The sequence below is a fragment of the Bacillus sp. V59.32b genome (genome assembly GCF_003429085.1).
Classification (GTDB): Bacteria; Bacillota; Bacilli; order Bacillales; family DSM-1321; genus Peribacillus.
The window spans coordinates 34,214-46,991 of record NZ_QVTC01000047.1; the positions used below are offsets into that span (position 1 = coordinate 34,214).

13 protein-coding genes are annotated in these 12,778 nt (G+C 39.9%); 5 read left to right on the plus strand and 8 right to left on the minus strand.

The annotated features are described in order from the left end of the window. Window positions 1–58: 58 nt before the first annotated feature. Window positions 59–2,296, minus strand: a complete 2,238-nt coding sequence (locus D0463_RS11270; RefSeq protein ID WP_117307504.1) for a histidine kinase dimerization/phospho-acceptor domain-containing protein — start codon at window positions 2,294–2,296, stop codon at window positions 59–61. After that, on the minus strand, window positions 2,274–2,966 hold the full coding sequence (locus tag D0463_RS11275; RefSeq protein WP_117307505.1) for a response regulator transcription factor: 693 nt from the start codon (window positions 2,964–2,966) through the stop codon (window positions 2,274–2,276). The genes D0463_RS11270 and D0463_RS11275 overlap by 23 nt, the downstream gene beginning before the upstream one ends. A 366-nt stretch (window positions 2,967–3,332) precedes the next feature. Here D0463_RS11275 and D0463_RS11280 point away from each other — a divergent pair, with 366 nt between their 5' ends. Continuing rightward, the gene (locus D0463_RS11280; RefSeq protein WP_117307506.1) at window positions 3,333–4,238 is read left to right on the plus strand and encodes a DMT family transporter; all 906 of its coding nucleotides are present in this window, start codon (window positions 3,333–3,335) and stop codon (window positions 4,236–4,238) included. A gap of 112 nt (window positions 4,239–4,350) precedes the next feature. Further along, entirely contained in the window at window positions 4,351–5,286 is a 936-nt protein-coding gene (locus D0463_RS11285) for an aldo/keto reductase (RefSeq protein WP_117307507.1), read from the plus strand. A gap of 70 nt (window positions 5,287–5,356) precedes the next feature. Here D0463_RS11285 and D0463_RS11290 read toward each other — a convergent pair whose 3' ends face one another. Next, on the minus strand, window positions 5,357–6,109 hold the full coding sequence (locus D0463_RS11290) for a class I SAM-dependent methyltransferase (protein ID WP_117307508.1): 753 nt from the start codon (window positions 6,107–6,109) through the stop codon (window positions 5,357–5,359). A 185-nt stretch (window positions 6,110–6,294) separates the two neighbouring features. On the opposite strand from D0463_RS11290, the gene D0463_RS11295 reads away from it, so the two are divergent. Then, a complete protein-coding gene (locus D0463_RS11295; RefSeq protein WP_117307509.1) occupies window positions 6,295–6,546 on the plus strand; it encodes a hypothetical protein in 252 nt (83 codons plus the stop codon). A gap of 118 nt (window positions 6,547–6,664) precedes the next feature. On the opposite strand, the gene D0463_RS11300 is transcribed toward D0463_RS11295, so the two are convergent. From D0463_RS11300 to D0463_RS20430, 4 genes are all read right to left on the minus strand, one after another. Then, entirely contained in the window at window positions 6,665–6,982 is a 318-nt protein-coding gene (locus D0463_RS11300) for an MGMT family protein (RefSeq protein WP_117307510.1), read from the minus strand. A 45-nt stretch (window positions 6,983–7,027) separates the two neighbouring features. Next, window positions 7,028–7,489: an SRPBCC family protein gene (locus D0463_RS11305; protein ID WP_117307511.1), complete on the minus strand. Its 462-nt coding sequence runs from the start codon at window positions 7,487–7,489 to the stop codon at window positions 7,028–7,030. Window positions 7,490–7,588: 99 nt separating this feature from the next. Further along, window positions 7,589–7,921: a triple tyrosine motif-containing protein gene (locus D0463_RS20270; RefSeq protein ID WP_117307512.1), complete on the minus strand. Its 333-nt coding sequence runs from the start codon at window positions 7,919–7,921 to the stop codon at window positions 7,589–7,591. After that, window positions 7,854–9,257, minus strand: coding sequence for a L,D-transpeptidase family protein (locus tag D0463_RS20430; RefSeq protein WP_117307513.1), 1,404 nt, complete (start codon window positions 9,255–9,257; stop codon window positions 7,854–7,856). The genes D0463_RS20270 and D0463_RS20430 overlap by 68 nt, the downstream gene beginning before the upstream one ends. Before the next feature lie 338 nt (window positions 9,258–9,595). On the opposite strand from D0463_RS20430, the gene D0463_RS11320 reads away from it, so the two are divergent. Further along, window positions 9,596–10,351, plus strand: coding sequence for a V-type ATP synthase subunit I domain-containing protein (locus tag D0463_RS11320; protein ID WP_367946584.1), 756 nt, complete (start codon window positions 9,596–9,598; stop codon window positions 10,349–10,351). A 40-nt stretch (window positions 10,352–10,391) separates the two neighbouring features. Beyond that, the gene (locus D0463_RS11325; protein ID WP_160118413.1) at window positions 10,392–11,597 is read left to right on the plus strand and encodes a polysaccharide deacetylase family protein; all 1,206 of its coding nucleotides are present in this window, start codon (window positions 10,392–10,394) and stop codon (window positions 11,595–11,597) included. Window positions 11,598–11,710: 113 nt separating this feature from the next. Here D0463_RS11325 and ypfJ read toward each other — a convergent pair whose 3' ends face one another. After that, on the minus strand, window positions 11,711–12,553 hold the full coding sequence (gene ypfJ, locus D0463_RS11330) for a KPN_02809 family neutral zinc metallopeptidase (RefSeq protein WP_117307516.1): 843 nt from the start codon (window positions 12,551–12,553) through the stop codon (window positions 11,711–11,713). Between the last annotated feature and the right edge of the window lie 225 nt (window positions 12,554–12,778).

A 12,778-nucleotide genomic window follows, 5' to 3' on the forward strand; every position in this document is an offset into this window, starting at 1 on the left:
ACTCTATATCAAAAGATGACCCGCGCTCTCATTTAGCCGGGTCATCTTTTATGCTGCTTTATATCGTCGCCAGTCCAATCGTCACTTTGAACAAATCTCCATCCAAATCGATATCCATACTGCCGTCATGAAGATCAACAATGGATTTAGCTATCGCGAGTCCGAGACCGGATCCATCGGTATGGCGGGAAGTATCTCCGCGTTTAAAACGCTCAAACAATTCGTCTGTATTGCCCCCCAGCTCATACTTGGAGACATTTTTAAAAGTAATCACCACATGGCTCTTTTCTTTTACCAAATCAATATAAACCCTGGTGTGCTCTAAAGAATATTTCAAAATATTGCCGATCAGGTTGTCAAATACCCTCCATAGTTTTTGTCCGTCTACGTAGGTATAAATTGATTTTTCTGGAACCCCCACCCTGAATTGCAGCGTTGAACCCTGGATGGTTTCATCGTATTCGGCAAGCGCCTGCTGAAGGAGCTGGACAATATCGACCTGGGCTTTTGCGAGTTCAATATTGCCGCTTGCCATTTTAGACGCTTCGAATAAATCGTCGATCAGCACTTTTAGCCGCTTGGATTTGCGGTCAATGACCTGCACATACGCATCCCGGTCTTCGTCAGCTAAGTCCGGTGATTTAAGCAGCTCTGTGTATGAAATAATGGAAGTCAGTGGCGTTCTCAAATCGTGGCTGACATTTGTAATCAGCTCCGTTTTCAAGCGTTCACTTTTGGCCTGGGCTTTTTCCGATGCTTTCACGCCATGCTTTAGCGTGTTAATGCTTTCTGCAAGCCTTGCTAAAACAGATTGGCCTTTAACCGGAAGATCAGGCTCGAAATTCCCATTAGCAAGAGCGCTTGCATTCTGAATGATCGTGTTAAAATAGCCCGTACGTATGATTAAGAAAATAAGGACCGGCAGGGTTACCACCAAAAATAAAAACAAATAAAACAGGATCACACCCGGGTCCATGAAAGTGATGCCTGCCCCGATACCGGACAGAAAGACAACCATTAAGAGAACCAGCAGCTGAACTCCCACACTCGTGTTTAAGAAAGCCCTTTTTAAAATGAAATATCCTTTATAAATTAATGCTTTTCTCCATTCTTCTTTGAAACTGCTAGTTTCTTTTAACACAGCCAAAAGCAAGTAAAATTGCAGGAGTGTCCCTGCCATAGCGATCATGCTTGCAGGCAGCACCCATTCTAACAAATCATAGATATATGAATACAGATTATCATAATATATCTCACTGTTTAGAACCTGGAAGGCCAAGGCCGCCATAACTATAAAACTCGCAACAAAAGCTATGAGTCTCAAGTCGATTGGAATCCGCTGATAAATTCCGTCCCATTCTAACGATTTCACCAATTGGAAGGGCTTGATTTTTTTATATATTAATATGCTTAACACTAAACATAGAAGGCCTATTCCAGCATAAACGTAAAAGGTGATTTGAGCTTTCTGATAATCGTGATACCTGATCATCAATGGATGTTCCGAAGACGTTGATTTCGGGATGGCAATCGCTCCTTCAAAGGTTTGCGTCTCTCCCTTGTATAACAGCGCAATCACATCGTCAAAACCTTCCACTATATCTCCATGAGGATATCGGCCTTCCGTTGAGAGGTAGCCGTTTTTGGAGTCGGAATAATTCTGGATAAAGAGCATTTCTTTATCATTCATGATCTCTTTGACCGAACCGTCTTCCACACCATTTAAATTGGTAAACACTTCTCCTGTTTGCGTGTTTTGAAGATAGTATTTAAAAGCTCTTTCATACTCCTGAAACAGCGAATCGTAAGCTTCTCTTTCCTGAAAGAAACTATCAATTCTCTCTTCTTCCTCTTTGGCTATTTTCTTCCGTATATATTCGTCACTTTTAAAGTTATTCGTAATATCTTCAATCTTCTCGTCTCTTTCCGCTTTATACAGATTGGCGACTTCCTCATTGTTTGCTGCCAGAGCATCCTGAATTTGCGGTTCATATTGGTTTTTTATTGCAGAAACCTGCTCCGGTAAGTCGCCGTACCGATAACGATGCTCTTCAATTTCCTCGTCTATCACAGTAATATTATTCCGAAGCTCTTCTTTTGTCTTGTCATGTAATTCATAGATGCTTAGAAAACCAATGAATTGCTCCATTTCAGCATCAAATTCAGGTGACTGGAAAAAATCTGCTCCTATATATTCATCGCCCTTCGACACGATTGAAAGAGTACCGCTTATCCCAATCGCAAGAATGGCTGTCCAAACTATAAATTTAATGCTATTTCTCCATTTTATACCCAATTCCCCAGACCACCTTTAAATATCTTGGATTTTTCGGATTGATTTCAATTTTCTCCCGAATTTTACGGATATGGACGGCTACCGTGTTTTCCGCGTTATAGCAAGGTTCCTTCCAAACTCGCTCATATATTTCGTTGATTGAAAAGACCCTTCCCGGATGAGACATTAAAAGTTCAGCGATTTTATACTCAATCGGGGTCAGCTTGACGACCTCTCCATGAATCGCCACTTCCTTCGCTTCCCTGTCCAGCGTCAGGCCGTTCAAATTAATCAGCTTGCTATTCCCTTCGTATGTACCTAACGTGACATAGCGCCTGAGCTGTGACTTTACCCGGGCAATAAGCTCGAGCGGGTTGAAAGGCTTGGTGACATAATCATCAGCCCCGACCTGCAGTCCAAGCACCTTATCACTGTCTTCGCTCTTTGCACTTAAAATAATGATCGGAATATTTTTTTGTTCACGAATTTTAAAGGTCGTTGAAATTCCGTCCATTCTCGGCATCATGATATCGAGAATAATCAAGTGAACCTCTTGCTCTTCTAGCCTTTCGATCGCTTCAATGCCATCGCTGGCCTTGATCACTGTTATTCCTTCATTTTTCAAATATATTTCAATAGCGTCGCGGATCTCTTTCTCATCATCGACAACCAGCACATTAAATTCGCTCATAATCTCTCACTCTCCTTTCAAAATTATATCATGTGCATATATTTGGAAATATCTATATTCTAGCCCGAAAATCTTAACATTCTCGTAGCATAATTCTTAAGACTTTCTTAAGAAAAGAGAGGCTTGGCTCATGTGTGCGAAACTAAGGTTTCACAAGCCTTTCAGCATCGCTGAAAGGTAGCGGACTGGCGAGAAATGTTTGGAGAAAGCGAGCTTTCTCTCATTTCTCGCCAGCCCGCTTAAATGAGCCAAAATTATATTGACTGCATAATGAAAGGCCATTCATGTACTTAGCAGATTGCCATCCTTTTTCCGGTTTGGTATATTGATAGTATTTTCAGAAAATTGATAAAGGCGGTTCTATCCATGAAAAAGCACTATATAATTTTATTCCTTATTCTCGCTAACCTGTTCTGGGCCGGCAACTATGTGTTTGGAAAGTTTGTCGTCGCAGAAATGTCCCCTCTGCAATTAACGTTTTCGCGGTGGTTGATTGCTGTGTTTTTGTTGTTTCCCATCGCCCACTGGATTGAACGCCCTGATTGGAAGAAAGTATGGAGAGAGTGGAAGACCTTATTGGTGATGTCGGTATTGGGAATTATCGCGTACAACTTTCTTTTATATGAGGCGTTAAGATTCACGACCTCGATGAATGCGGCACTCGTCAATTCCATCAATCCTGCTGTGATTGTCCTCTTTTCAGCACTGCTGCTCAAAGAGAGAATTTCTCTTAAAAACAGCCTTGGACTGATCATTTCCCTGTTAGGGGTCCTCCTCGTCTTAACTAAAGGACAGCTGGAGCAGATTTTTCAGCTTGACTACAACCAGGGCGACCTGATTATGTTATTGGCCATACTGGTCTGGACATTCTATTCGATCATCGGGAAAAAATTAAAGACGACTCCTCCCATTTCAGCCACAGCCGTATCGGTCTTTCTCGGATTAGTCATCTTGCTGCCATTTGTCCTGATGTCCGGGATCGAGTACCAGCTAAGCCAGCCAGCTGTCATCGGTTTATTGTATATTGGGATATTCCCTTCAGTGGGATCGTTTATTTTTTGGAATGTTTCGCTTCGGCATATCGGTGCCGGCCGGGCGGGGGTTTTTCTGAATCTAATCGCGGTTTTCACGGCTATTCTCAGCCTGTTATTAGGAAAGACCATCACGTCCGTGCAAATCATTGGCGGCATTCTTGTTTTTATCGGTGTCTATCTAACCAGCCAAAAGACGAATAAAGACGCTGCAGAAAGTTCTATTAGAAAGCGAGCATAAGTTAAGTATCGTATTCTCATACTAGTCAAATACCTACAGGCTAACTATTTCAGTTTATCTTTTATAGTTTGTTATGATGTTATTGAAATGAGAAAAGGAGATGTTATCCATAATGGCTGAAAAGACACGTATAGGAAAAACAGATTTATATGTAAATCCGATTGGACTTGGAACGAATGCTGTCGGCGGGCATAATATCTATCCGAACCTGAATGAAGAGACAGGAAAAGATGTTATCCGTACAGCTATAGATCATGGCATCAACTTTTTAGATACCGCGTTCATCTACGGCCCTGAGCGTTCGGAAGAATTGATCGGCGAAGTGATGAAAGAAAAGGGTAAGCGGGATGAGATTGTAATTGCTACAAAGGGCGCCCATAAATTTGTCGATGGCGAAGTTGTGCTGGATAATTCGCCTGCTTTCTTAAAGGAAGCCGTAGAAGGCAGTTTAAAACGGCTGCAAACAGATTACATCGATTTATTTTATATTCACTTTCCGGATGAAGGAACACCGAAAGATGAAGCAGTAGGTGCGTTAAAGCGATTAAAGGATGAAGGCAAAATTAAAGCGATCGGGGTATCGAATTTTTCCATCGATCAATTGAAGGAAGCAAATAAAGATGGCTATGTGGATGTCCTGCAGTCTGAATATAACTTATTTAAACGTGAGGTAGAGCAGGAAATTTTGCCGTATACCGCACAAAACAATATTTCGTTCATTCCTTACTTCCCGCTAGCCGCGGGTTTATTGGGCGGAAAATATAATAAAGAAACAAAATTTGAGGACGGCCGTGCTAAAGACCCATTATTCCAGGGGAAGGCTTTCGTTCGAAACCTGGAAAAGGTTGAGCAAGTGCGTGAAATCGCCGGGGCAAAGCATGCAGAGGTTGCTCACGTGGTTCTGGCCTGGTACTTGACTCGTCCTTCCATTGACGTCTTGATTCCTGGCGCAAAACGCCCTGAACAAGTAACAAACAACTTGAAAACATTGGATGTTCAATTAACAAATGAGGAAATTGAAAAGATCAGCCGGATTTTCGAGGCTTAATTTTCATTCCTGTAAAAATGCCTCCTTCACAATTCTTAAAGAACTGAAGGAGGCGTTTTTTTATTTATCTTTATTCAGGATATGATAAAAAGTCCATTTTCTTTGCCTTATATACCCGATATCCTAATTGTTCTCTATAAGAAATCAGCAGTCTATGATGTGTCTGGATAACATCATCCATTTTCGGATCAAAGTTTTTAGGTTTAACTGGATCGGCATAGTCTTGCTCCTCCACTGGATGCTCTTCTAATTCTTGCAAAATTGAACTTGAATTAAGTACCTCGACTGTTTTAAATCCAGCACTTTTTATCGCCTTAATCCATTGTTCTTCGGTTAGAATATCCTTCATTTTATAAAATTTCATCAATTCTTTTTTTTCATCGCTGTTTAATTTTTGTTCAGCGGTCATATCGATGTTCAATAACACGCCACTTGGCTTCAATACCCGACAATATTCTGCTAACGCCTTAGACATCGTTGAAAAAGCCGTAGAGGATTCCGCAATGATATAGTCAAAAGAATCTTTTGAGAAAGGCAGTTTTTCCAAAGCTCCTTTAAAAGACTTCACAGCAAGATTTTCTTCTTTAAATCTCTCCTTTGCCGCCTTAATCATTTGGGGATGCTTATCAATGGCAAAGACATCACAGGAAAACGTCTTTGCCAAATAAGAGGACGTTTGGCCAGTGCCACATCCGGCATCAAGAACTTTCGAATGGCGGGTGATTTTCTCATTTTCCAAAATTTTTTTAGTAAGCGCGAATCCGCCCGGATGCGCCCCATCTATTCGGTAATATGCCAAAGCATCTTGATAGGAAACACTCACGATATCTACTCCTTTGGTTTAGTAAATAAGATGGTTTAGTTTATGATAAAGCCCCAAATAACGATACTTCATTCATTTAATTTGCCAACTTCCGCTTGCGCCTTGTGTATTCAACCATTCAAACAAGCATGTTTGGACATAACCTATTAGAGATTAAGAATAATAGCTATATTGGAGGTGTTATAATGTCTATATCACGCCATTACGATATGTGTTGTAAAAACGTCGGAAGAGCTGTAGAAATTAGAACCCATGACGGCCGTAAACACCGTGGGATTATTGATCGGGTCAGTCGAAACAGAGTGTTTCTTCGTCCGCTTGGAGGAAACCGCAACTATGGGGGATTTGGTTATGGTGGCTGGGGCTGGGGCTTTGGAGAAGGAATTGCCATTGGAGCTATACTCGGAATTGCAGTAATTGGAGCTTTGTGGTGGTAAAAAAATTCTTAAGAATCGATACGGAACATAAAGCATCCCTATTAAAAAATTTATAAAGATACATGTTCCTGGGTTAAGATCATAAAGGCTGTCGAGTGTTTCGGCGGCCTTTATCTATTCAAAAAAAGATCCCAGGATGAAATTGGTATTTTTTTAGATCTATCACATTATCGCTTATAAATTCAATCCCTTCTCCCATAAGGAACAACTTTTGTAAAGATTTCGACTCGTAATCTTTAACAGCGATTTCCCCTTTAGCATTGATGACCCTGTGCCAGGGAAGCTTATGCTTCTTGCTCATTGCATGAAGAATTCTGACGACCTGCCTGGCACCACGGGGGCTTCCTGCTAATTTGGCAACTTGTCCGTAAGTCATTACTTTTCCTTCAGGTATCTCTTTAATGATCTCGATTACTCTTTCAGTAAATGGTGTCATAAGGTTCCTTTTCTTTCACTTCTTTTTACTTTTCACAGCCTACCACTATTGTACCTGTTTATTACTTTCAGATTCAGCGACATTTTTTACTTTTTTTACAAACTTCACCACAGTCTTATCGTTTGCAAACAGTAAGAATAACTTCACGAACCATTTCAACGCGCGGTTAGTCGCTGTATATCTAAAAAAAGTTGTATTTTCATTGATTTTATTTAATTCATAGAAAGCCGTTATCTCAAACATATTTGCAAGTGTAAAGCCGACTTTCAATTTCTTATGGTCCGGAAAATCTTCGTATTCTAACGTTTCAACATCATACTCCTCGATGCGCTTTCCTTCTTTATATTTTTGGCGGTAGATACTTCCGACTACTTCCTCCGTTATTTTAACGGGCTTGTTCTCCACAACTTGCGGCATGATTTTTTGCATTTGGGCATCATTTTCAAACAGCTCCCAAACTTGTTCAATTGGAGCCTGTATTTCAACATCCGTCGTCCACTTTTTCAATAGGATTCTCCCTTTACATAGATATTATCTAATGATGCAGAAACATTTGTTCTTATATTATAGAACATTTTTCCTTTTCCGGGAATATGGAAAAAATAATTAAGAAGAAAGAGACAGCATTAGCCGTCCCTTAGATAAATTAATTGACTTTATAGGTTTTTTCAGAGCCGCATCAGAATTATTAGAAGAATTTTCGTTTTTAACAAATATCTTTATATAGTATGGCCCTGTTTCTATAGGTGTCCATTTTAAGGTGTTGGAAGATGAATACTCTTGTGTTTTAATTAATGTTGTTTCGTTATAAATTTCAAATTCATACTGAAGTTTCGTACCTCCTGTTGCCTTTGCAGTTATGTCTACAGGGTTATTTATTAATAAGTTTGTCAGACTCAGGTTCAATTTTATCGATCTTAACAGGGTCATATATTTCATATATTATTTCCTTGGTGCCATCATCTTTATTAGATAGTCGATGTTTTGTGTGCACCTTTATTTTATATTCCCCTGCAGTGGTAGGAATCCAACTGATCGTAGAGTCTTTTGAATAATTTTGGTTTAATGTCAATTTGCCCTCATTATATATCGAGAACTTAAATAGGTTATCTGCGTTGTTATTCGATTCAGCTGTAACCAAAATCTTTGTGTTAACAGGCTGCGGTCCTACTATATCCGTTTTAAGTGCTCGTAAAGTTGCCCATTCAAAAATATTATAGGAGATCGTTTTTTGTTGATCGAACAGTTTTTTCGACCATTTATGTTTAACCTGAACCTTAATAATATATTCGCCTTTTTGAGAAGGTGTCCAATCCATTTTGGATGATGGTGAATACTTTTGTGTTTTAAGCAATTGGTTTCCTTTATATACGGAGAACTGGAATAAATTATCTTTATTATTGTTCGATTGGGCAGAGAAGGAGACCTTTGTTTTTATTCCTTGTGGGCCTGCCTTATCCGTTTTCACTGAGTTTATTGACGCTGTTTCAAAGATATTATAGTTGATAATTTTCTGATCATCGAATAAATTTTTGGATTTCTTGCTTTTCACTTCAACCTTTAGCTTATATGAACCTGGTTTAGTCGGCGTCCACTTAGCCGATTTACTCGCAGAATAATTTTTTATAGTAGACCATTTTTTGCCGTCATAAACGGAATACTTAAACGATGGAGAATAGCCTGTAGAAGCACTGGCATTTATGGTAAGGGCTGTATTTTTTAATTGCGGGCTTGACTTGCTCACGGTTACTTTCCCCATTTTGCTTTTAGGGACATACCCATTTGAAGCAGCAATGGCATCAAAGCTTTTACTAGAATGGGTAATGATCACCGGCGTATTTTTCTTCACCTCGCTATACAGCCAACGGACCTCATTATCGTACATTCTTATACATCCCGCACTTGCATATGTACCAATTGAACTCGGGTTGTTATTTCCATGAATCGCATAGGTTGTCCCGTAAGTGCCTCTAGCGTTTATCCCCATCCACCGATCACCTAAAGGGTTGCGAGGATGGCCGCCTGGAATATTGTCCTTGTAATACGGACGGTTTACAATCTTTGTGACTATTTTAAATTTGCCTTCCGGTGTATACGATCTTTTTCTTCCTGTAGCAACTTTAAATGTTTTGACTAACTTGCCTTCATTATAATAGGCCAGTTTATTGTTCGCTTTGTTAATGATGATGAGCTGACCTTCGTCCTTTGCTTCTGTTTGACCGGAAAAGAAAAAGAAACTGAGTAACAGAATTAAGATTGCCGCGAATTTCTTCATAGTTATCTCCCCAATAAGTTAAATGTAAATATTACAGTAGCATTAAATATTTAAACATTTTGTAATAATGTGGAGACAACTCTATGAAAAGTTTCGACTATTTTCTTTTCTATTTAGTCTTATTTATCTATTATTCTTATTTTTCTGCCCTTCATAAGTAATATCTCTATCTATACTGTTGACAATATTCTACAGAAATATACAATAAGAGTAGTATAATAATAGGATTTTTGACGCATTTTGTCATAATTATTGGAAAATAAACGGTAACAGGGGTATTTTTTCCCTTTGTATTGTTTTGTGTAGCTTTAATTTAGAAGGAGATGAAAAATTTGGCCATGGAAGAAAAAAATAAATCAAAGGGTTGGTTTAAGACGGTCCTTTCTAACCAAAACGAATCCAATCAACATAGTAAAGAAGAGCAAGAGTTCATAGAAGCAGTAGAAGATCCTTATTTTATAGATGAAGAGACTATTGATGGGGTGGCAGAATCAGTTCCATCGGACAACTCCGGTAATAAGCCGCTGTTTTCAAAGGACAACCAGGACAAAATTTCGCTGGATATGATTGTTTCTTTAGAAAATATGCTAAAGGATCGGCAGTTAGTTCTTTATAAAAATAAAGGCCTAGAAGACCAATTATATACGGCGAATGAAATCATTAGCCGCTTAAAGCACGAACAAGTGAAAAAAGACCAGCTGATACAGGAAAAGAACAAAGAAATCAGCGGGTTGGAAAGCAAGCTGACAAACAAGCAAATGAGCTATGATCAGCTTCTAGAAGATTATAAAGATCATCAAAACGCTTCAAACTTTGAATATGAAAAGATTACGAACCAGCTTGAAAAAGAGATTCAGAAATATAACAAACTAAATGAAGAATCTACGAACGCCCAATATCAAAGTATGTTAAAAGTCAAAAATCTTGATGAGAAAATCAGAGATCTGGAAGTAGAGAATCAGAGATACGCTGAGCAATATGAAAAAATCCTTGATGAGAAAAACCAGTTAATGGAGACCATTAATGATTTTACAGAACGGATGTCTTTCTCTTTTAATACAAAAACAAATGGTTCTAATACATCAGCTGAATAAACCGGCCGCACATTTAACTAATGAGGAAAGGAGGGCGACCATGCCAGTTTACTTTGGAAAACTGCTTGAACTAATATCAATCGAAAGAAAATCTGAACAATCATTTTTGCGGGTCAGATTATCATTCGAACAAGAAGTCGATTTATTATGGGAAATCGATGATTACACAGCGGAGAGCCTGGAAGCAATGACCGTATTTGAAGATCACTTTAAATACAGATTATCCTTTCAAGGATCCTGGGATCAGGCCAAGCAGGAATATATAAGTTTTTTAACGAAAACGCACCGGGATCGAAGTGAAAAAATCTATTTTTCCTGTTCAGAGAAGTATGTAGAAGGCTTGAATTTCATTAGAAGCATCGAGTCCATCAATGAGATACATGCATTACCTTTCTTGCCTGTGGACCAGCCGGCTGATGAACCGGAACAGGTAAAAGAGATAAAGCCTGTTACTGTCCGTTATAACCCGAAACTTACCTGGGCTGCCATCACCATCATCAGTGTCATATCCACTATCCTGTTAGGGTATTCAGTCCTTTCAAATAAAGACGAGATAGCTCTTGCCCAAAAGTCATCGTTGAAAGATATAACTGAACAAGCCAGTGTGAAACAGAAGGAAAAAGAAAGTGTAACCGGCAGGGAACAAGCTGAGTCCGGCATTCCAACTGTAACACTTGATCAGTCTGTTAATTATAACATTCCTAAAGGCACTGTTGCCCTGACCTTTGATGATGGGCCTACTAAACACACAAAAGAAATCGTTGATGTATTAAAGAAATATGAAGTCGGAGGCACCTTCTTCTTCGCCGGCTTTAATGTAGAAAAATTTCCTGATCATGTTCAGTATGTTAATTCGAACGGTTACTCGATTGGCAGCCATTCGATGACCCATACAAATTTTGCGGAGATTCCTTATGAAGAACAGCAAAATGAACTGACACAAATCAATCAGTTAATCGAAGGCCTTATCGATGAACCTGTTGTGCTTTTCAGGCCGCCATACGGCGCTAATAACGATCACACAGTCGAATTAATGAAGAAACACGATAATAAGATGGTCCTCTGGAATAAGGACACGGAAGATTGGAAAGGCCATGATGCCGATGTGATTTTTGATTATGTCGAGAGTTCCAAAGCTTCGGGGTCCATTATTCTTTTGCATGAATCCCAAGAGGTGATCGATGCGCTGCCAAGGATTATTGAGTATATGCAGGAGCAGAATCTAGAGATTGTCAATTTACAGTAAAACCCATTCACCTTTGAGGTAGCGAATGGGTTTTTACATTTTCCGGGTATATAAACCGCGAATAGATCATTAAGGTCGATTCCCATCATAATACCCCGCTCTTTGTCTGTCTCTTACAGATTTCTTGCGTTAAAGGTATCTCCGCCTTCTATCGTGCCGGATTGGAACCCTTTATTAAACCAACGCTTTCTCTGCTCGGAAGTTCCATGCGTGAAGCTCTCAGGCACAACATAGCCCTGAGCCTTTTTTTGAATGGTGTCATCTCCGACGGCGCTCGCTGCATTTATAGCTTCTTCAAGATCACCCTCTTCAACTACATCCATTGCCTGAGCGTGATGGGCCCAAACGCCAGCCAAATAGTCGGCTTGCAATTCAAACCGGACTTGATATTTATTGTACTCCGTTTGACTGAGTTTCTGGCGCTGAGCCGCAAGCTTGTCAGTCGTTCCGAGAAGTGTCTGCACATGGTGTCCCACTTCATGAGCGATCACATAAGCCATCGCAAAGTCCCCGGGAGCCTGAAATTCCCGTTGGAGCTCCTCATAGAAGCTCAGGTCAATGTAGAGCTTCTGGTCACCCGGGCAATAAAATGGCCCCACCGACGAACCAGCTGCCCCGCAGGCAGACTGGACGCTGTCTGTATACAATACAAGGGTCGGCTCTTCATAGACCAGGCCTTCCTCCTTGAAATTTTTTGTCCAAACTTCTTCTGTGTCTGCAAGGACGACAGAAACAAATTCCGAGAGCTCCTTCTCCTGTCCAGTTTCCTCATAAGGAGCGGGATTGTCTGAACCCGTAGTTCCCAGGTTATTCAAAAGGTCTCCCGGATTTCCGCCAAGCAGGGCTACGATAAGAATAATAACTATACCGCCGATTCCCCCTCCAACAAGCGTTTTACCTCCCATGCCTCTTCGGTCTTCTACGTTAGAGCTTCCTCTTCTGCCTCTCCATTTCATGTTATTCCTCCCCCTGTAATTGACTATTGAAATGTATTAATATCATTAGTGTTATACCCATGATTGGAGGATTTATTTATTATGATAGATATATTTTTTCCATTTTAGCTCAAAACAAGCCACAACGATTTTTTGTATCGAAATGCGTAAACAAGACATACCTGTTATAAACTGTACCCTATGTAAAGGACATTTTAAAAAAGGTCAGGCAGCCTGAAGAAGATG

Coding starts and splice junctions, on each gene's coding strand:
- ypfJ (WP_117307516.1), bottom strand. CDS start 12,553: ATGAAATGGAGAGGCAGAAGAGGAAGCTCTAACGTAGAAGACCGAAGA.
- D0463_RS11320 (WP_367946584.1), top strand. CDS start 9,596: ATGGAAGAAAAAAATAAATCAAAGGGTTGGTTTAAGACGGTCCTTTCT.
- D0463_RS11285 (WP_117307507.1), top strand. CDS start 4,351: ATGGCTGAAAAGACACGTATAGGAAAAACAGATTTATATGTAAATCCG.
- D0463_RS11300 (WP_117307510.1), bottom strand. CDS start 6,982: ATGACACCATTTACTGAAAGAGTAATCGAGATCATTAAAGAGATACCT.
- D0463_RS11325 (WP_160118413.1), top strand. CDS start 10,392: ATGCCAGTTTACTTTGGAAAACTGCTTGAACTAATATCAATCGAAAGA.
- D0463_RS11280 (WP_117307506.1), top strand. CDS start 3,333: ATGAAAAAGCACTATATAATTTTATTCCTTATTCTCGCTAACCTGTTC.
- D0463_RS20430 (WP_117307513.1), bottom strand. CDS start 9,257: ATGAAGAAATTCGCGGCAATCTTAATTCTGTTACTCAGTTTCTTTTTC.
- D0463_RS11275 (WP_117307505.1), bottom strand. CDS start 2,966: ATGAGCGAATTTAATGTGCTGGTTGTCGATGATGAGAAAGAGATCCGC.
- D0463_RS20270 (WP_117307512.1), bottom strand. CDS start 7,921: ATGAAATATATGACCCTGTTAAGATCGATAAAATTGAACCTGAGTCTG.
- D0463_RS11295 (WP_117307509.1), top strand. CDS start 6,295: ATGTCTATATCACGCCATTACGATATGTGTTGTAAAAACGTCGGAAGA.